The organism is Hymenobacter cellulosivorans, assembly GCF_022919135.1.
Taxonomy (GTDB): Bacteria; Bacteroidota; Bacteroidia; order Cytophagales; family Hymenobacteraceae; genus Hymenobacter; species Hymenobacter cellulosivorans.
The window spans coordinates 5,294,489-5,313,974 of the sequence record NZ_CP095049.1; the positions used below are offsets into that span (position 1 = coordinate 5,294,489).

At 59.8% G+C, this 19,486-nt stretch carries 16 protein-coding genes; 11 read left to right on the forward strand and 5 right to left on the reverse strand.

All coding sequences use genetic code 11. The annotated features are described in order from the left end of the window. Positions 1 to 37 precede the first annotated feature (37 nt). From MUN80_RS22345 to MUN80_RS22355, 3 genes are all read right to left on the reverse strand, one after another. Positions 38 to 1,276, reverse strand: coding sequence for a sensor histidine kinase (locus MUN80_RS22345; RefSeq protein WP_244716506.1), 1,239 nt, complete (start codon positions 1,274 to 1,276; stop codon positions 38 to 40). 283 nt (positions 1,277 to 1,559) lie between these two features. Continuing rightward, positions 1,560 to 3,017, reverse strand: coding sequence for a M48 family metalloprotease (locus tag MUN80_RS22350; RefSeq protein ID WP_244716508.1), 1,458 nt, complete (start codon positions 3,015 to 3,017; stop codon positions 1,560 to 1,562). 285 nt (positions 3,018 to 3,302) lie between these two features. Then, the gene (locus tag MUN80_RS22355) at positions 3,303 to 4,757 is read right to left on the reverse strand and encodes a M48 family metalloprotease (protein WP_244716510.1); all 1,455 of its coding nucleotides are present in this window, start codon (positions 4,755 to 4,757) and stop codon (positions 3,303 to 3,305) included. 259 nt (positions 4,758 to 5,016) lie between these two features. Here MUN80_RS22355 and MUN80_RS22360 point away from each other — a divergent pair, with 259 nt between their 5' ends. Together MUN80_RS22360 and MUN80_RS22365 are read left to right on the forward strand one after the other, a co-directional pair. Then, positions 5,017 to 6,018, forward strand: a complete 1,002-nt coding sequence (locus MUN80_RS22360; protein ID WP_244716512.1) for a DUF2157 domain-containing protein — start codon at positions 5,017 to 5,019, stop codon at positions 6,016 to 6,018. Further along, positions 5,999 to 7,225 (forward strand): hypothetical protein, encoded by a 1,227-nt coding sequence (locus MUN80_RS22365; protein WP_244716514.1) that lies wholly within the window; start codon positions 5,999 to 6,001, stop codon positions 7,223 to 7,225. The genes MUN80_RS22360 and MUN80_RS22365 overlap by 20 nt, the downstream gene beginning before the upstream one ends. Before the next feature lie 235 nt (positions 7,226 to 7,460). Here the strand turns inward: MUN80_RS22365 and MUN80_RS22370 are convergent, their stop codons facing one another. After that, on the reverse strand, positions 7,461 to 8,801 hold the full coding sequence (locus tag MUN80_RS22370; protein ID WP_244716516.1) for a type IX secretion system plug protein: 1,341 nt from the start codon (positions 8,799 to 8,801) through the stop codon (positions 7,461 to 7,463). Positions 8,802 to 9,006: 205 nt separating this feature from the next. On the opposite strand from MUN80_RS22370, the gene arr reads away from it, so the two are divergent. The 9 genes from arr (at position 9,007) to MUN80_RS22415 (ending at position 17,308) form a co-directional block, all read left to right on the forward strand. Further along, positions 9,007 to 9,417, forward strand: a complete 411-nt coding sequence (gene arr, locus MUN80_RS22375) for an NAD(+)--rifampin ADP-ribosyltransferase (RefSeq protein ID WP_244716518.1) — start codon at positions 9,007 to 9,009, stop codon at positions 9,415 to 9,417. Between the two features lie 291 nt (positions 9,418 to 9,708). Continuing rightward, positions 9,709 to 10,767: an alkaline phosphatase PhoX gene (locus tag MUN80_RS22380; RefSeq protein ID WP_244716520.1), complete on the forward strand. Its 1,059-nt coding sequence runs from the start codon at positions 9,709 to 9,711 to the stop codon at positions 10,765 to 10,767. A gap of 29 nt (positions 10,768 to 10,796) precedes the next feature. After that, complete coding sequence (locus MUN80_RS22385) at positions 10,797 to 11,378, forward strand: T9SS type A sorting domain-containing protein (RefSeq protein WP_244724949.1); 582 nt, start codon at positions 10,797 to 10,799, stop codon at positions 11,376 to 11,378. Further along, the gene (locus MUN80_RS22390; RefSeq protein WP_244716522.1) at positions 11,378 to 12,307 is read left to right on the forward strand and encodes a leucine-rich repeat domain-containing protein; all 930 of its coding nucleotides are present in this window, start codon (positions 11,378 to 11,380) and stop codon (positions 12,305 to 12,307) included. The genes MUN80_RS22385 and MUN80_RS22390 overlap by 1 nt, the downstream gene beginning before the upstream one ends. Further along, the gene (locus MUN80_RS22395) at positions 12,304 to 14,121 is read left to right on the forward strand and encodes a cytochrome c peroxidase (RefSeq protein WP_244716524.1); all 1,818 of its coding nucleotides are present in this window, start codon (positions 12,304 to 12,306) and stop codon (positions 14,119 to 14,121) included. Before MUN80_RS22390 ends, MUN80_RS22395 begins: the two co-directional genes overlap by 4 nt. A 448-nt stretch (positions 14,122 to 14,569) precedes the next feature. Beyond that, positions 14,570 to 15,079 carry a hypothetical protein gene (locus MUN80_RS22400; RefSeq protein ID WP_244716526.1) on the forward strand — a complete coding sequence of 170 codons (510 nt, stop codon included), beginning with the start codon at positions 14,570 to 14,572 and terminating at the stop codon, positions 15,077 to 15,079. Then, positions 15,076 to 15,612: a hypothetical protein gene (locus MUN80_RS22405; RefSeq protein ID WP_244716528.1), complete on the forward strand. Its 537-nt coding sequence runs from the start codon at positions 15,076 to 15,078 to the stop codon at positions 15,610 to 15,612. Before MUN80_RS22400 ends, MUN80_RS22405 begins: the two co-directional genes overlap by 4 nt. Then, positions 15,584 to 16,291, forward strand: coding sequence for a metallophosphoesterase (locus tag MUN80_RS22410; RefSeq protein ID WP_244716530.1), 708 nt, complete (start codon positions 15,584 to 15,586; stop codon positions 16,289 to 16,291). Before MUN80_RS22405 ends, MUN80_RS22410 begins: the two co-directional genes overlap by 29 nt. A gap of 69 nt (positions 16,292 to 16,360) precedes the next feature. Then, positions 16,361 to 17,308, forward strand: a complete 948-nt coding sequence (locus MUN80_RS22415) for an SRPBCC family protein (RefSeq protein ID WP_244716532.1) — start codon at positions 16,361 to 16,363, stop codon at positions 17,306 to 17,308. Between the two features lie 135 nt (positions 17,309 to 17,443). Here the strand turns inward: MUN80_RS22415 and MUN80_RS22420 are convergent, their stop codons facing one another. Beyond that, positions 17,444 to 19,375, reverse strand: a complete 1,932-nt coding sequence (locus MUN80_RS22420) for an ABC-F family ATP-binding cassette domain-containing protein (RefSeq protein ID WP_244716534.1) — start codon at positions 19,373 to 19,375, stop codon at positions 17,444 to 17,446. Between the last annotated feature and the right edge of the window lie 111 nt (positions 19,376 to 19,486).

The window sequence follows — 19,486 nt, forward strand, 5'->3', positions numbered from 1 at the left end:
GACATGACGCTCCGAATTTTATGGAATAGGCTTCTACTCAAGCGTGCAGCCGCGGAATGCGCACGACTACGCGGGTGCCCTGGGTTGTACTGCCCGGGCTGCCCAGGTCGGTAATGTCGATGGTAATAGGCAAGCGGGCCTGCCGATTGAGCAGGGCCACGCGCTCCTGCACGATGGCCATACCGCGGGACGGGTAGCCGGCGTGCGTACCGCTCTGCCCCGCGGCCCGCTGCCGGCCAATGCCATTATCCTCCACCACGGCTACCAGATACTCTGCCTCTCCGCTGATGCGCACCATCACGCGGCCCTGTCCAGTGTGGTGAGCCAGCCCGTGCCACACGGCATTTTCGACGAAAGGGTGCAGCAGCATGGCCGGAATTTCCTCGTCCAGCAGGGCATCGTCGGCTTGCACGTCGGAGGCAAACTGCTGCTCGAAGCGCAGGGCTTCCAGCTCCAGGTAGGTGCGTAGCAGGTTCAATTCGGTGCGCACCGTCAGCAGGGGCTGGCGCGACTGTTCCAGAATCAGCCGCATCAGGCCGCCGAAGCGGGTGAGGTAGTGCTGGGCAGCCTCCGCCTCGTGGCGCAGAATATACTTCTGAATGGACTGCAGGGAGTTGAAGATGAAGTGCGGGCTCATCTGCGCCAACAGCGCCTGCTGCTCGGTTTGGGCCAGGCGGAGCGCCACGTGCTGCCCCTGCCGACTGCGGCGCCGGCTCCACACCACGCCGCCCAGCAGCAATACCCCGGCCGCTACCCCACCCAGCCACTGCCACCCAAAGGACTGCTCTTTGGGCAGGTGCCGAATGCCTTGGCTGGTCACGAACACCCAGTTGTGCGCATCTTCCCCAATAAACTGCACCTCTAGCCCCCGTAGCTCGGCTACGGGCTCGAAATGCCGGTCTTCGTAGCGCACGGCCCCGGCCCGGGTGCCAATCCAGAGCGGACCTTCAAGTGCTTGGTAGAGGGCATTTATCTGCTTGCTGGGCAACCCCTCCTGAAAGGTAATTTCCCGAAAGCCACTGCCCTCGTACACCAGCAGCCCTTCCCGGGTGCCAATCCACACCTGCCCGGCAGCGTCCTGAGCCAGAGCCGTGATGGTGTCGTTGCTCAAGCCGTTGCGGATCGTGAAATAAGTACTGCGCTGGGCTTCCAGTAGCCGTAGGCCGGGCACCACAGCTTCCCACAACCGGCCCTGCTGGTCAACCAGGCGAACTGGGTGGTCCGTCGTTGGTCCTGGCGCCTGCGCTACCGCCACCGGTGGTGGTAGCAGAACCAAACCTAGCGAGGCATAAAGTAGCAGCTGGCGAAGCCTGGGCAGCGGCCTTTCCTGGGTTGTAGCACTCACAGTAGACTGAGAAAACGGGGTAGTTTCGGGGGGCCTCATCGGGGCCGCAAGGTGTCAATTTTATTTCAGGCGGTGGTAATTCAGAATAAGCTCTGGGCTGTTTGGGCAAACTTTGCCCGGCCCACCTACCTACTTCTGCTGTTCATATCCCGAAGCGCAAAAGCTCCGCCGGAACCTCGTCCGGCGGAGCTTTTGCACTTGAATCAAGATGTATTTACTTCCCGACCACCTTAAACAGGGTCCCGGCGGGCAGCTTCGTGGTGAGCTGCATGCCGTTCAGGATAGCCATATCCTCGCGGCGCGAAGTCGGAATACCGTTGGCAGCCAACGCCGCGCCGAGCGTCGTCGCCGTTTTCACCGTTTTGATGCGGATTTTCTCGGGCTGGCGGTTCAGCTTGCTGGCATCGGTGAGGCGGCTGAAGCCCTGGGCAACGCTGCTAAACGTGCCGGAATACGTGCCGAAAGCCGAGGGCGAAGTCAAGCCGATGAGGGCGAAGATGCTCTGGCCGTCCTGAATCAGGTAGGTGAGCGTGCGGGCCGTAACGCCCTGCTGCCCGCTCTGGTCCTGCCCTACCTGGTCGGCCTGAATGGCCACGGCGGGGAAGCCGTTGATGGTGGTGCGGCTGGCCTGGGCCGACTGCAGCTTGAGTTGGGTAACCAACGCCTCAGCGGCGGCATCGAGGGAATTGCCGGGGGCGGGTAGCAGCGCAATTAGGGCTTTGCCGTTGGGCTCGGCCATCTGAAACTGCTCGGGTGAGTTCTGGGTTTTCCAGCCCGAGGGCACCGGGAAGCGGAATTTCAGGTCGGGATGGTAGAACACGCCCCCTTCCACGAAGCCCTGGCGCGGGTCTTCGCCGAAGGGCAGCCCCTCGATGGAGCGCAGGTAAGAGTCGCGGTTTACGGCCAGCTTGGCCGAGCCGGTTTGCTGCTTGGCCTGGGCAGCCAGCCCTTTCACGCGGGTGTAGCGGTCGGCGGAGTTGGGGTGAGTCGAGAGGAAGGTGGGAATGCCGCCGGCTCCGCTCTGGGCCTCGGTGCGCTGCAGGGTCTGGAAGAAGTCGGCCATGTTCGCCGCGTCGTAGCCGATTTTGGTGGAGTATTTCACCCCCAGCACGTCGGCCTCATTCTCGGCGTCGCGGCCATACTTAAGCAAACCCAGGCCCACTACCTGCGACAAAGGCTGGGCAAAGCGCCCCACCAGGCCCGGCGACACCACCGAACCCACACCCAGCAGAATACTGCTGATGGTGCTGCGGGTTTGCTGTTTCTGGCCGTGGCGGGCCGTGATGTGGCCCAGCTCGTGGCCTAGCACGCCGGCAAACTGCGCCTCGTTGTTGAAGTACGCCATAATGCCGCGGGTGAAATACACGTGGCCGTCGGGCGTGGCAAAGGCGTTAATCACCGGCGAATCGACGATGGTGAAGCCGTAGTCGCCGGGCCGGTCGGATACTTTGTTCATCTGCTGGCCCTTGGTATCGATGAGCTTTTGCAGCGTGGCATTGCTGTAGAGGCCAAACTGAGCCAGCACGGCCGGGTCGGGCTTAGGCCCTTGCAAGGGAGCCAGGTAGTAGCTAAAAGGCTTTTCGGTGGGAGCCGAGGTAGTGGAGCTGCTCAGGGGCAGCAGGGCCAGCAGTAAAGCGCCGGTGGAAAGGCCGCGCAACAGGGAAGGTTTCATATAGGTAGAGAAGCGGCCCGAAGCCGCGTGGAGTGGGGAAGGATGAGCTTGCAACGGCCCGCCCGCGGGCAGGGTTGCAAGCCGGGTGAACCGTCACCCTGACCGCCGCAAAATGGGTGGTTAGGAGCAGTAAGCCAAAAAACTTGCCAAGCTGCTTTATACTGCGCGTCATGGCGAGCCCCGCCAGACATCCCGGGTGCAATGCTATAGGAGTAGTACGCCAGCATCAGCCCGCCAAATTTCTCGACTTCGCTCCAACTGACGTTCTGGTAAAGCCTATCCGAACTACTTGCCCACCACTTTGATCAACGAACCGGCGTTTACCTGCTCGTTGAGCTGCATGCCGTTGAGAATGGCCATTTCCTCCAGGCGGTTTTCGGGCACGCCGTTGGTTTTCAGGGCCTGGCTCAGGGAGCTGCGCAGCTTCAGGGTTTTGACGCGCACGTGCTCGGGCTGCCGGTTGAGCTTGTCGGGGTCGGTGAGACGGGCAAAGCCTTCCATGGTGCTGCTGAACGTGGGCTGGTAGGCCGGAAAGTCAGCTGGAGCGGCGGCCCCAAGCAGGGCGTAGATGGTTTTGCCGTCCTGAATCAGGTAGACCTGGGCACGGATGCCGGCTACCGATTGGCCGGTCTGGGGGTCCTGCTGCACCTGGTCGGCCACGAAGGCCAGGGCCGGAAAGCTGTTGACCGTCGTGCGGCGCGAGTCGGTGGGCTGGAGGCTAAACTGCTTGACCAGGGCCTGGGCGGCTTCGTCGAGGGAGGCGCCCGGGGCTAGGGCCAGCATCATCAGGGCCTTGCCGGCGGGGTCGGCCATCTGAAACTGCTGGGGCGTATTCTGGTGCTTCCAGCCCGTAGGCACAGGAAAGCGAAACTTGAGCTCGGGGTGGTAAAAGGCGTTGTTTTCCACGAAGCCCTGGCGCGGGTCCTCCCCGTACACAATACCATCAATCATGCGCAGGTACTGGTCCCGGTTGACTTTCAGGTTCGTAGGGTTGCCGTTCTGCTGCTTCCACTGGTCAGCCAGCTGATGCACGCGGTTGTAGCGGTCGGCCGGGTTGGGGTGGGTCGAGAGGAAGTCGGGTACGGCTTCGGTCTGGCTTTTCTCCTGTTCCCGTTGCAGGGTCTGGAAGAAGTCGGCCATCAGGGAAGCGTCGTAGCCAATTTTGCTGGAGTACTGCACGCCCAGCTCATCGGACTGGCTTTCGTCGTCGCGCCCGAACTTGAGGAAGAGCAGCTGCATACCCTGGGCGGCCTGTTCGCCAAACTGCGCCAACCGGGGCGAGGCAATCATGGCTCCCATCAGGCCCACCTGCCCGATAATGGCGTTGGTTTGCTGCTTGGCCGAGTGCCGGGCCGTCACGTGGCCGATTTCGTGGCCCAGCACGCCGGCAAACTGCGCCTCGTTGTTGAAGTGGGCCATAATGCCGCGGGTGAAATACACGTAGCCGCCGGGCACAGCAAAGGCGTTGATAACCGGCGAGTCGACGACGCGGAAGGTGTAGGTCAGCTCGGGCCGGTGGGAAATGGCGCCCATGGCCTTGCCCTTCTCGTTGATGAAGTTCTGGAGCTTCTGGTCGGGGTAGATGCCAAACTGGGCTGCCACGGCCGGGTCGGATTGCTGGCCCATGGCCAATTCCTGGCCTTTGGAAACGAGCATCACCTCCTTTTTACCAGTGACGGGGTTAACAGAGCAGGCCGAAGCCAGGAACAGCATGGTTGCAAGCGGCAGGGTGGGTTTCATAGGCAGGGAGAGAGTAGATCAACGGGAAGGTGTTCCTGCAACGCCAGCGTCGTGGTTTGGTTACAGCCCAGCTTGGGTGGGGCCGAATATAGCTGTAGGCCTATAAATAACCGTCTTTGGGTGCCCTTGGCTAAGCCACACCCGGTGTCTAGATAACCCACCCTACTACCGATTCAGAGCTGATAATACGGAAAGCGCTATGTTTACCTGGTCCGGCGCTGCTTTGCCGACCCGCACTGCCTTCTTACCCACCTATTCTATGATAGACAAAATACTGGCGGCCCTGCGGGGTGCCGGGTTATTGTCGGCCGAGCAGGCCGATGGTATTGCCACCTACGAGCGGGAAAAGCCCTTTTCGTTGTATTACGAGTTGCGCACGTTGCTCTCGTTGGGCGTCACGCTACTGAGCACCGGGCTGGGCCTGCTCATTTACAAGAACATCGATACGCTGGGGCACGGCGTGATTGTGGCGCTCATTGCCCTGCTTTCGGCGGCGGGCTTCACGTATGCGTACCGGCAACGGCAGCCGTTTTCCTGGCAAGCCAACCCCAAGCCCTCCAACAGCGCCGACTACGCCCTGCTGCTAGCCTGCCTGACGCTGCTTACCCTGGTGGGCTACCTGCAATACCAGTACGGCATCTTTGGGCAGCGCTACGGCCTGCTGGTGCTCCTGCCCACGCTGGTGTTCTTCTATTGCGCTTACCGATTTGACCACCGCGGGGTGTTATCCATGGCCCTGACCGGGCTGGCGGCCTGGGTGGGCGTGTCCATAGCCCCGGCTTCGGTCTTTACCCAGAACAACTATTCCCTGCCCCACCTCGACGCGGTAGCCATTGGGCTAGGCTTGTTGCTGGCCAGCGCGGGCCTGGCCGCGGAGTATCTGGACCGGAAAAAGCACTTTGGCTACACTTACATGCTGCTGGGCAGCAATCTGGCCCTGGTAGCCCTGCTGACCGCCATGTTTCGGGGCAGCTACGAGGCGGCGAGCTTCCTGCCGCCCGTGCTGGCCGCCCTGCTCATTATCGGGCTCAGTGCGGCCCTATATTGGTACGCCCGCCGCACGCATTCTTACGTGTTTGTGCTGCTGGGGGCCCTGTATGGCTACATTGCCGTGACCTACCTCTACTTCCGGTTCTCCGATTTGATCCGGGATTTTGAACTGACGGGCTTCCTGTACTTTCCGGCCTCGACGGTGGCCGTGATATTGCTGCTGTTGAATCTGAAAAAAATTGTGGGAAGCCATGAGCAAAAAGGCCTATAACGAGGAGTGGGTTTTCAACCGGGAGGTGCAGGACACGGCCCGGCGCTGGGGCAAAAGCAAGTTGCTACTTCCCGAGCAGGTCAGGGCCATTGGGGCAGCGTTTCCCAGTGAGTTTTACCAGCCCCACCTCTTCGTCCGCATTGCCTTATTCATCTTCACCTGTATTGCCAATACCACGGCAGCCGGGCTGGTGTTTCTGGCCGTTATGGGCGTGGGCGAATACCGAAGCGGCTCGGAGGAAGTACGCATTTTGCTGGGCTGCCTACTTTGCGGCGGTGGCTCCTTGCTGCTGCTCGAGCTGCTGATTTCCTCCAATCACCTCTTTCGCTCCGGCGTCGACAATGCCTTGCTGTACCTGAGCGTGGGTTACTTCGCGGTAGCCGTGGCTATCAGCTACAGCCTGCTGATGCCCCACTCCGTTGACCTCGACGACTTGCAGGAGCTCGGGCTGCTCTGGCCCCTGCTGGCCCTACTGGCCGTGGTGATGCTCACGGCCATCATCCGCTACGCCGATCCGCTGGCCGCTGCCCTCACGCTGCTGCTTTACCTGGGCATCGTGGGCGCGGTGGTGCTGCGGCTGCCGCTGGGCAAGGCCCTATTGCCCTTTGCCCTGATGCTGGCCTGCGCCGGCAGCTACTGGCTGGTGCAGCAGCTTACTCGCCGCTCCGACTACCTCTACTACCGCCCGGCCGTGCGCACGGTAAAAGCCCTGACGCTGGCCTGCTTTTATCTGGCCGGCAATTACCTGGTGGTGCGCGAGGCCAATGCCCTGCTCCACGACCTGCTAGTATCGGAGCAAATACGCTTTGCCCCCCTGTTTTACCTGTTTACGGTGGGTATCCCGCTGCTCTACCTCTACCAGGGACTGCGCCGCGCCGACCGGATTTTTCTCTACGCCGGTCTGCTGAGCCTGGTCTTTTCTATCTACACCTACCGCTTTTACCGCTCGGTGCTGCCTCCGGAATGGGCCCTCACCCTGGGCGGCGCCTTCCTGATTCTGCTCTCCGGCTGGGCCCTGCGCTACCTGCGCCCCGCCCGGCACGGTCTCACCTCCGAGCCTGCCGACAGTCCCTCCGAGTTCAGCCAGCTCAACCTGGAGTCGTTGGTGATGTCGCACGTTACCGAAACCACGATGCAGCCCCACGAGCCCGGCTTCCAGTTCGGTGGCGGCCAGTCGGGTGGCGGCGGCGCGGAGGGAAAGTGGTGAGTTGACGTTCAACGACGCGTGTTATGGCGAGTGAAGCGTGGCCATCCGGCCTCTGAGATGTGCTCAGCCTTCTAAAGTGAAAAGCCCTTTCCCGTAGCAACGAGAAAGGGCTTTCTGGTAAAAGGTCATTGGTCACCAGCAGAGAATGGATGGCTTCGGCCTTCAGCTTCGCAATAATAGAGGGGTTATTGGCGCCGCCAGAACGTCGAACTCACTAGTTCACTAGTTCACCATTTCACCTACGGCCTGCGGCTGTTGACGGCGATGCTCTGGTAGCCGATAAGCAGGTCGGCGCGGGTGCCCGGGGGCGGTAATAGACGAGCAGGTCGTACTGGTTTTCGGTTTCCTGGTGGCTGCCTTCGAAGTACACGTCGTCGGGGGCGCCGGTGGATTTGCCCACTACGTAATAGTAGTTGTAGTAGCCCTGCTTGAGTAGGGCTGTGCCGGTGTACTGCTGCTGCTCGGTATTGTAGGTGAGCTTAAACTCGTCCTGGAGCTTCCAGTCGGTGAGGGCGCCGAAGACGTAGACCGGGCCCGGCGCGGGCTGGGCCGCGCGCAGCTGAAACGTGACGTTGGCGTAGTCGCCGTTGGTGTCGCCGTCGCCGTACTCCCGGCTTTCAAACAGGCGCTGCCCGTTGATGTCGTCGAACTGGGTATAGCTCTGCCCGTTGCGGGTAGCTTCGGGGCTGAGCACCACGGTGCGGGGCGAAGTAGTGGGGTCCAGCTGGGCTATGCCCGCGCCCATGGTGCGCACCGAACGCATGTCGAAGTAACGGAACTCGCTGCTGGCCGGGAAAGCGTTTTCGAAGTTGAAGTACTGGTAGTCGAGCCGCCGCTCGGCGTCGCGCACGAAGGTGGGGCGCAGATTGGTTTTGGCGTTGTCCCAGCGGAAGTTTTGGCGCAGCATCACCTTCACTTCCTGGCTCGGATTGACCAGGTTCAGGCCGTTGTAGCTGATGGAAAAATCGACTTGCTGCATGGTATAGCGCTCCTGCCCGGCCACCGGAATACCCTGCCGGATGCCTACTTCCACCCCGTTTTCATAAACCAGCAACCGGCGCGTGAGTACCGGCACGCCGCCCCCGCTGCTGACCACGAGCAGGTAGTTGCCGCTGAGCTTGACCCGGGGCACCTGCATCCGGTAGTGGTAGTAGGGCACCTTCACGTTGACGCCGGTGCGGTAATCGGTAATGAGGAACTCGTTGATTTCGCTCAGAAACTGCAAATCCGTCAGTACCGAGGGTTTCCAGTCCACGTCGCAGTGTACGAGCTTGGCGGTAAGGCGCTGGGAGCCGTTGCCCAGAAGATCAAACTCCAGCACGATAGGCTGCTGCTGGCTGATGGGCACCACCGGGGGCTGAAAAATCTCGGTGTTCTGGCCCGTAGCGACGTAGCACTGCACCGAGCGCACATCGGGACTATAGGTATAGTCCTCGTAGCGCAGGGTTTTGTCGGCGTAGTATTCTGCGGGCCGCGGCTGGCTGCCGCGCGGGGCGTTAGGGTCGGTGATGGGCGTACCCAGCGGGACACAGGCAGTAGCCAGCAGCAGCAGGGCGGGCAGGGAATAACGGAGCATAAGAGCGAAGGTAGCGCGAACTGGGAGTTTCTATACTACGGACCCAACGCCCGGAGGTCCGCAATATTTCCCGGCGGCTTACCGCGCATCCGGCTGGCTACGTTTCGCAACCCACTCGTGCCCCCGGCGGCGCATTACTCTTCCCAGGCCCAAGTCACGGCAAAAATCCGGTATTTTTGAGTACCCCACCCTACCCCACCTGACAATGATACCCACTGAGAATGAGCAGCCGCTTTATCATGGCACGAAGGCCGATCTGCAGCCCGGCGACCTGATTGAACCGGGCTTCAATTCAAACTATGGCCAGCGGAAAAAGGCTACCTATGTGTACCTGACCGCCACCCTGGACGCGGCTACCTGGGGAGCCGAGCTGGCCCAGGGTGCAGGACCCGGCCGAATCTACCATGTAGAGCCAACCGGTCCGCTAGAAGACGACCCCAACCTGACGGACAAAAAGTTTCCCGGCAACCCAACCAAATCGTACCGCTCCCGGCACCCGCTGCGGGTATGCGGGGAGGTCACTGGTTGGCCGGGCCACTCCCCCGAACAGCTCAAAGCCATGCACGACAACCTTGCGCGACTGAAGCAGCTCGGCATTGAGGCCATTGAGGACTAAGCCAAACCCGAGCACCAGCTGCTGCTTCCGTTGGTCAACTCCTGGCCTGTCCCTTCCGGGTTAGGCAACAGGAAGCCCGACGGCTACTATGTAGCTGGTCTGCCTTGTACCTATGCAACGTGGTTTGGGAAGGACTTACCGGCCAGGTTCACCCGCTCAACGCACTATTTCCCGGGGCGGCTGGATAACCTTAACTTCACAGGAGCTTTACCAAGGCTTAATTCGTGCGTAAACTAGGCGCAATAGTGGAATTCGTACTTGCGGCCGAATTCAACCCCTCACCAGTTTCCTATGAAACCGACCCTTACCCTCTTCTCCACGGCGCTGCTGGCCAGCCTGGCCGCTCGCGCCCAGAGCCCCTGCCCTACCCTGCCCGCCGACCACATCAGCCGCTTCACCTCGGTACTGCCCTCCACCCAGCCCCAGGACCTGCGCATTCCTAGCACCCACACCTTCCAAATGCTGGTGCAGGGCGGAGCAGCCTACTCTACCGCTGCCGACGGCAACGTAAAGGAATCCTTCGACTTCACCGGTTACGTGCCCATCAACGGTAGCAGCACCAACGGCTATCTGTCCATCAACCACGAAGGCTCATCGACCGCCACTTCGGGCGTGAGCATGCTGGATTTGAGCTTTAACGCTGCCACCAAGCTGTGGAGCGTAACGGCCAAAAACCCCGTGAACTTCGCACCCATCGTAGGCACGTTCAACAACTGCTCGGGCGGCGTGACGCCCTGGAACACTGTGGTTACCTGCGAGGAAAACACGCCCACGGCTCCCACCGATAGCAACAACGACGGTTACCTCGACTTCGGCTGGAACGTGGAAATGGACCCGGCCACCCGCACCGTGAAAGACCAGGACGGCAACGGCACCCCCGACAAGCTCTGGCGTATGGGCCGCTTCAAGCACGAAAACGTAGTAGTGGCCCCCGACCGGAAAACCGTGTACGAAGGTGCCGACGAAGGCTCCACGCTGAGCTTCGTGTATAAGTACGTGGCCGACGTGGCCGGCAACCTGCGCAACGGCAACCTCTACGTGCTCAAGCTCGATGGGGCCATCGGTACGGCTACCACCGGCACCTGGATTCAGGTGCCCAACACCACCCCGGCCGAGTGCAACAACACCGCCGCTACGGCCCTGGCCCTAGGCGCGACGAGCTTCAACGGCGTGGAAGACGTGGACATCAGCCCCGTGACCGGCCAGATTTACTTCGCGGCTAAAGGCCCCGGTACCACCTACCGCTTCACCGACGGCGCCACGACGGTCAGCAACTTTGAAATCTTTGTGGGCAACTCGCCCGGGTTACCAACCGCACCTACCCCATCAACTACGGTACAGCTACCGTAAACGAGGCCTGGGGTACCGGCAACGACAACCTGACCTTCGACTCCCAGGGCAACCTCTACATTCTGCAGGATGGCGGCCGCAACCACGTGTGGGTGGTGCGCCCCTGCCACACCCAGGCCAACCCGGCCGTGGAGCTGTTTGCCGTGACGCCCAACGGCTGTGAGCCCACCGGCATGACCTTCTCGCCCGACGAGAAATTCATGTTCATCTCCATTCAGAACCCTGACCCGACCAACACGCTGGCTACGACAGATGCCGCCGGTCAGGCCGTAGTATTCAACAAGTCGACGACTCTGGTTATCAGCCGCAAAGGCGTGCTGGGCACGACCCTGGCCACGGAAAAAGCTCAGCCTGAGCTGGCCAAAGCCGATGTATTCCCCAACCCCGCTACCGGTGCTGAGCTGACCGTGGAGCTGACCAACAACCGCAAGGAAGCCGCCACGCTGCAGGTATTCAACAGCCTCGGTGCCCGGGTGCTGGAGCAAACCACGGTGCTGAACCAGGGTGTTAACAGCCTGCGCGTACCGGTGAGCAAGCTGCGCAGTGGCCACTACACGCTGGTTGTGAAAACTGCCACTACTTCCACGACTCGCCCCTTTATCAAGCAATAGTGCGCCTCGGCAAGCTTCTCTTCTCACTACTCGGTGTTGCCCTGCAGGCTCTGCAGGGCAACACTTGTTTGGCCCAATCGGCACCACCCTGCGCTAATCCGGCTGCCTTCACCCTGACGGAGGCCCTGAGCAGACCCGCCTGCGTGCGGGAGCTCAACGTGCGGGGCCAAAGCCTGGAGCTGCTGCCGGCCAGCGTGGCCCAGCTCGGGAGCCTGCGCCGTCTCTACGCCCACGAAAACCATCTGCGTCACCTGCCCGCCAGCCTTACCCAGCTCGACAGCCTGCAGGTGCTGTTTCTCAACAAGAACGGCCTGCTGGACCTACCCGCCGACCTGGGCCGCCTGCACCGCCTGCAGCAACTGCAAATCGACCAGAACCAGCTGACCGAGCTGCCGCCCAGCATCGGCGGGCTCGACAGTCTGCGTTTCCTGCTTACGGCCTGGAACAACTTCACCTCGCTGCCCGAGCAGCTGGGCCAGCTCAGCCAGCTTGAGTACTTCGACGGCTCCCACAACCAGCTGCTGTTTCTGCCCGCCACCCTGCCCCGCCTGCGCGGCCTGCGCTACGTGTACCTGAACGATAATAAGCTCCAGCGCCTGCCCGAACAGCTTGGGCAGCTCGGCCGTTTGCAGGAGCTGAATCTGGCCAACAACCAGCTCGAAGCCCTGCCCAAAAGCCTGGGCAGCTGCCAAGAGCTCAAAGTGCTCATTGTGTCGGGCAACCAGCTGAAGGCCTTGCCCAACAGCCTGGGCGAGCTGCAAAACCTGGAAATCCTGATTGCCAACGACAACCAGCTTCGGGCCCTACCTCGCTCTTTAAGCCGGCTTCCGAAGCTCAAAACCATCATTGTGAAGGGCAACGCCTTCGACCCGGCGGCCCGCCAACGCGCCCAGGCTCAGTTGCCCCAGGCCCACATCTACTTCCAATGAACCGCCCCTTGTTCCGCTTTTCCGGCCCGGTCCGGGCCCTGCTGCTGGGCCTGGCCGGGCTGTTGTTTTCCTTTGCCGTCCTGCTCAAAACGCCCGTCGAGCAGGCGCACGACTACTACACGCTCCACCTGCGCCAGCTCCACACCCAGCTGACCCGCTTTCAGGAAGTGGCCTACTCGGCCGATACCACCGCCCTGCGCCGGCAGTTTGCCGCCTGCCGCGCCGAGTACAAGCAGTTAGAGTTTGCTGTGGAATACTACTACCCCCACGCGGCCCAGCGCCTGAACGGAGCCAATCTGCCCGAAACCGAGGCCGGGGACCCCGACGAGGTTATTCCGCCCACCGGCTTTCAGGTGCTGGAAGAGTACGTGTTTGCCGCCTCCCCCGACGACCGGGCCAACCGGGACCTGGTGCACCAGGAAATCGACAATATGCTGTATCAGGTACGCCACCTGGAGCAGCAGGTCCCCATGCTGGCTTTCACCGACGCGGAGGTGTTCGATGCGTTGCGCCTGAACCTCTACCGCCTGGCCTCGAAGGGCATCTCCGGCTTCGATTCCCCCGCCGCCCACGCTTCCCTGCCCGAGGCTGCCGTTACGCTGCAGGCCACTCGTCAGGTGCTGGCTATGTTCAGCGTGCCCCCGGCTCTGCTCACGCAGCTGGCCCGCTGCGAGGCGGCAGTAACAGCCCCCGGCCTGACATTCAACCAATTTGACCGGGCGCGGTTTCTGGTGCGCTGCTTCAACCCCGCCCTGACCGCCCTGCAGCAGGCTCAGCACCAGCTCAAGGTGCCGTACGTGGCGGCACGGCGGGCTGTCCGGCCCGAAGCCGTCAGCTACTTCGCCGCCGACGCCTTTGACCCAGCCTACTTTGCTCCTACCGATGCTGCCGCACCCACGCCGGCCGTGCTGGCCCTGGGCGAAGCGCTGTTTCGGGAGCCGCTGCTGTCGGGGCGGGGGGGCCGCTCCTGCAGCAGCTGCCACGTGGCAAGCCGCGCCTACACCGACGGCCTGCGGGTTAACCGCTCCCTGCAAGCTGGTGCCGAGTTGCCCCGCAACACGCCCACTTTGTTCAACGCGGGGCTGCAGACCGAGCAGTTTGCCGATGGCCGGGTGCATTTTCTGGAAGACCAGGTGCACGCCGTCGTCTCGAATAAGGCCGAAATGGGCGGGCAGCTGAGCGAAACCCCGGCCCTGCTACGTAAAAAGCCTACCTACCAAAAACTCTTCGCCCAGGCCTTTGCCACGGATAAGCAACCTATTTCGGAGCCCAATATCCGCCGGGCCGTAGCCGCCTACGTGCGCAGCCTAGTGCGCCTCAACAGCCGCTTCGACCAATACATGCGCGGCGACACGGCCGTGCTCAACTCGCAGGAAGTACTGGGCTTCAACCTGTTTATGGGAAAGGCCCAGTGCGGCACCTGCCACTACATGCCCCTGTTCAACGGCAGCGTGCCCCCACTCTACGACAAAACCGAAAGTGAAGTACTGGGCGTGCCCGCCACAGCCACGGCGGCGGCCCTGGATGCCGACCAGGGCAAGTTTCTGCTCTACGGTATTGCTCACCAGAAGCACGCTTTCAAAACGCCGACCATGCGCAACGTGGCCCTCACGCCGCCCTACATGCACAACGGCGCCTACCAAACTCTGGAACAGGTGCTCGACTTCTACAACCGCGGCGGCGGCCAAGGCTTGGGCCTCGACGTGCCCACCCAAACCCTGGCCGCCGACCCGCTGGGCCTAACTGACGCCGAGCAGCAGGCCGTCATTGCCTTCCTCAAAGCGCTGAACGATGCGCGGGAAACGGCGTATTGATTTTGATGCGGAGAGTTTTGGCTACCTCCAGTGACTGAGAAGCCGCGTGGCAGCAAGCTCGTAGAGAAGTACGGTCAATAAACTAAAAAGCGGCGTGGCGGTGCCGAAGACCGTAAAGAAAGACTGGCATCACCACGCGGCGCGTGGCTTTTAGCAACTCTTAGAGCTACAAACTTGCCGCAGCTACACCCCCACCCAAGCTAACTTACTAGCTACCAAAAGTCTTAGCGGCCACTGCGAGTCGTTGAAAAACCCGGATTGGCTGTCGCAACCGGTTTTTCAACGACTCGCTTGGTAATTACCTGAGAATACATTTACTTTGAAATACAAAGTTCTTTTACTACTAAAGCGACCCTACGTACTCTTCCCATACAAAGCCCAAAATCAGGCGTCTACCGGCACAACCTCGACCGCCTGTCAACCCTGCTAACCCGCGCAGCTCTATAAAATGCTCTACCTCAAGCCGTATCGACCCTATGCTTCCCTGGTCCTGCTCTTTGTTCCGCCCATTTTATTCGGACTTTTACTGCTGCTATTCCAAGGCAACGACAAGTTGGGGCTTACTCCTGACCTGCCTTACCTGCCGTGGCAATTCCTGATTATGGGTGTTGCGGGGGGCATTGCTACGGTTGGCGGCGTGCTGGACTGGCGCTACCACCGCAATCCGCTCAATATGAAAATTCCAAAGAAAGAGCGGGATGCCGAAGCAGCAGCGCTGGGCCTGGGAGGCGTGCCGATGTTTGTTCTGATGTGGCTGGCCATGATGCACTCCAACCCCACCATTTGGCTTATTCCCATCTTGCTAGTGCTGATTTACACTGTAGTAGCCATTAGCTATGATGAGTTCGTTTTTCACATCAAACGGTGTGGACCCCGGGAAACCCTCTACCATCGAATGCTGGTATTCGGCAACGGAGCTGCCTGGCTGGCCTGGTTTCATTTTATCTTCTGCCAATGACAGTCGGACGCCTACTTAGCGAGAGTGAAAGGCAGTTCAATAAACGGCCCGCGCAGGTGCAGCAGGTCTTTCCCAGCACTATTTTCGACGCGGGGGCACGCTGGATGTTCGAAAAGTTGCATGTAGATGAGCCGGAGTCCGCAGCAGTGTTTAGAGCATCCACCAATTTCAGTTACTACGGCTATTTGAAATATGGTCTTAGCCTACTAGCCTTCCTAACGTCTTGTTTCGCCTTGGGGAAGATACACTTGCTGCTGACGCCGATGGCAGTCCTGGTTTTTTACGTGTTCGAAGTGCATTTTCTATTCCTGTTTCCCTTGCTGATTGATGGGGTCGAGAATCCCATTCAAGCCAGCATCAAACAAACCTACCGAATCGGTTTCGGCAAGGCCCTGCTGTGGGTATTTATCATTGCCATTTACATGCTGTCCGGGCTGCTGGATCGTCGAAATCCGTGGCGCAAATGGCATATTGGTTGTTTGTCGATTGTTCTCTGGTACAGATATGAGGTTAGAAATAGGGTACAATCATGACTTCGAGGTGCGAGAAGAAACCTACCTGACCGCCACTGGGCCCAGCTTCACTGTGCTCTATCTTTCCGATCTGCACCTGACCTCTTGGAGCGGCCCTACCATCCACCAACTCGAACAGACTATTGCCCGCTTGAATCCTCGGATACTGCTGCTCGGCGGCGACTATGTGGATTGCGCCAAAGGCCTGCGGCACTTCGCTCGGCTACTGGAGTTTCTGGCAGATCGGGAGCTGGTTTTTGCCGTAGCGGGTAATCATGACGTTTTCTTTGGCGTGGAGCGGCTTCGGCAGCTGGCCGAACGCAACAAGCTGGTGTGGCTGACCGATACGGCAGCTCACATCACACTCGATGGCTATCAGGTTCGGATTTCCGCCGACCCCACCAAGCTGACCGAGGACGTAGACTTCAGCATTCTGTGTCTGCACAAGCCCATCAACATCACTAAACTGCGCAGCCTCCCCGATTTGGCATTTGCCGGTCATTTGCACGGCAGCCAGTTCGTGTTTTGGCAGTCCGCCAAGGGCCTTTTCCCCGGCAGATTATTCTACCGGTGGAATATTCTAAAAACAACGGTTGGCCGTTGCCTCTACCTCATCAGCAAGGGCTTGGGCGATACGCTCCCGATACGGTACAACTGCAAGAAAGACGTTGTTTTCGTGACCGTCAAGCGCTTAATCTGAAGCAAACAGCCAGCAGCCAGCGCCTGCTATCCAAGCATTTAAAGCCTTTCACCCCTATCTCAGAAGCCCATGAAATCCTTGTTTGCTATTGCCCTGGCCGCTGCGCATGGGTTACTGATTCGGCTGTTGTTTGGCTCCGCGAGTGGCTTGCTGGAAATTATGAGTGTCACCTTCCTGTTTTTTGTGCCGTCGCTCATCGGGTTTCTAACTGTGATACTGATGCCGGCCCGAAAAATAGCTACTGGCGCCGCGGCATTCTTCACGCCCTGGCTTACCAGCCTAGTATTGCTGGTAGTCACTATTTGTCTGAATATGGAGGGGACTATCTGCTGGTTGATGGCTTTCCCTATTTTCGCGGTAGCTGCTGGCATTGGGGGCGTAGTCGCCTATTGGCTGCGCAAGCCCAAAACGAAAGGCGTAGACAACTGGCAAAAACCCAACACCCTGAATGTGTCCTTGGTCTTCATTGTGCCGCTACTGCTGGGTTCCATCGAAGGAGAAAAAGCCTTGACACCCAAGCAAATGGTAATTGAAAAAGCCGTCATACTGAATGCCCCCGCTGCCGACGTATGGAAGAAGCTACTCAGCAACAAGCAGCTACGCCAGCACGCCGATGAAACGTCTTTTGCAGCGCTGCTCGGATTTCCTAAGCACGTGAGTACTACCCTGGATACGCTACGTGTTGGCGGCACCCGAATGGCCTATTACGAAAAGGGCCTGTACTTCCAGGAAACCGTAACCAAATACGAGTCGGAACGCTTACTGGTGCTCCGCGTCGATGCAAACCCCAACGCCACTCCGGCGGCTGTTATGGACGAACACATCCTGATTGGGGGCAAACACCTCGACATCTTGGAAGATGTCTATGAATTGCACTCCCTACCTGGAGGCCGTACCCGGCTGGTGCTTTCAAGCCGGTTTTACATCAACACGCCTTTCAATTGGTATGCTGGTATCTGGGCGCATTACCTGATGACCGACATCTTAGCAAGTGAACTGAACGTGCTTGCGGAATAAGCCCTACCAATCCTGCAGGCAGGGAAAGCGCATTGCTCCGCAACTCACCCGAACCCAAAGCCGAAACCATTGCAACATAAAAAGCCCCGCCCGAAGCTATGTGCTTCGGGCGGGGCTTTTACTAGGGGCCGCGCTTTACTTCTCCAGCACTTCGACGCGCTCAGCCAGCTTTTCCCACTGGTCGTTGGTGCGGTTGAGCTCTTTTTTCACCTGTTCAAACTTCACCGTGGCGTCTTTGAGCTGGGCGGTGTTGTTGTAGATATTGGGGTCGGCCAGTTGCTTTTCGTACACGGCCAGCTCCTTCTCCAGGGTGCTGATTTTGCCTTCGATTTCCTTGAGCTCCTTGTTTACCTTCTTGAGCTCCTGCTGATTGGCTTCGCGCTCGGAGCTGGAAACCGGCTTCTTCTCCTCCTTAGGCAAAGGCTTCGGAGCCGAAGGCGAGGGCAGGCCAGCCTTCTTGGCCGCCTTGTCCCGGTCTTCCTGCCACTGCTCATACTCGGCGTAGGTGCCAGGGTACTCCTTGAGCTGGTAGTCCTCAATGTACCAGATTTTGTTGGCCACGTTTTCCACGAAGAACCGGTCGTGGCTAATCACGATGTAGGTGCCTTCGTACTGGTCCAGGGCCTGAATCAGGATGTTCACCGACTGCATGTCCAAGTGGTTGGTCGGTTCGTCGAGCAGCAGGAAATTGGCCTCCGAAATCAGGGTTTTAGCCAGCGCCACCCGGCTTTTCTCACCGCCCGAGAGCACCTTGATTTTCTTGTAAACCTCGTCGCCGGTGAACAGGAAGGAACCCAGCACCGAGCGCAGCTCCATTTCGGAGCGCTTGGAGCCGGCCTCCACCATTTCCTGCAGAATCTCGTTGTCGATGCGCAGGCTTTCGAGCTGGTGCTGAGCGTAGAACGACATGATGACGTTGTGGCCCAGCTGGTGGTTGCCGGTCGTGGGCGCCTCCTGACCCGCCACCAGGCGCATCAGCGTGGACTTGCCCTTACCGTTGGCCCCAATAAGGGCGATTTTGTCGCCCCGCTCGATGTGGACGTGGGTGTCGCGGAAGATGAGCTTCTCGCCGTACTTCTTGCCCACGTGCTCCATGCGCAAAATGTGGCGGCCGGGCGTCACGGTGAAGTTGAACTTGATGTTCACCTTGGCGTCGTCGGCAGCTACGTCCTCGATGCGCTCTAGCTTGTCGAGGGCCTTGACCCGGCTCTGGGCCTGCTTGGCTTTCGAGGCCTTGGCCTTAAACCGCTCAATAAAGCGCTCGGCCTGGCGAATCTGGGCCTGCTGGTTTTCGAAAGCGCCCTTCTGAATGGCGTTGCGCTCCTCTTTCTCTTCGAGGTAGAAGGAGTAGTTGCCCGCGTAAGGCACCAGCTTGCCGCCGGTAACCTCCACGGTGGTATTGGTGGTGCGGTCCAGGAATTCCCGGTCGTGACTCACGATAATAACGGCGCCTTCGTAGCCAGCCAGGTAGTTTTCAATCCACTTGATGGAGGGCAAGTCCAAGTGGTTGGTTGGTTCGTCCAGCAGCAGCAGAGAGGGTTGCTGCAAGAGGATTTTGGCCAGCATTACGCGCATGCGCCAGCCGCCCGAAAACTGCTTCAGCGGCTTCTGTAGCTCCTCAGTAGTAAAGCCCAGACCTTCCAGAATTTCCTCGGTGCGGGCCTGCATGGTGTAGCCGCCCAGGGCCTCGAAGCGCTCCTGCAGGTCGGCCAGCTTCTCGACCAGGTCATCGGTGTAGTTGGTTTCGAACTCCAGCAGCACCTCGTCGATTTTCTTCTGCACTTCCAACGCCTCGCCAAAGGCCTGCATGGCCACAATCAGGATGGGCTCGTGGGAGTCGTAGCTGAGCAAATCCTGGTTCAGGAAGCCCAGGCTCACGTCCTTGCTCATGGAGATGCTGCCGCCGTCGGGCTTGTACTCGCCCACCAGAATGCGCAGCAGCGTGGATTTGCCCCGGCCGTTGAGCCCGATCAGGCCAATCTTATCCTTGGGTTTGATATGAAGGCTGGCCTTGTCGTAGAGGGTGCGCGAGCCGAAGTGAAAATCGAGGTCAGTAATAGAAATCATCCTACTTTGCGGGGCTTTGAAGCCGCAAAGGTACGGGTTTCTGCGGGCTACTATAGCCTATAGATTTACAATCAATTACAATACCTATCCACTGGATCCGACTTTCTGGTG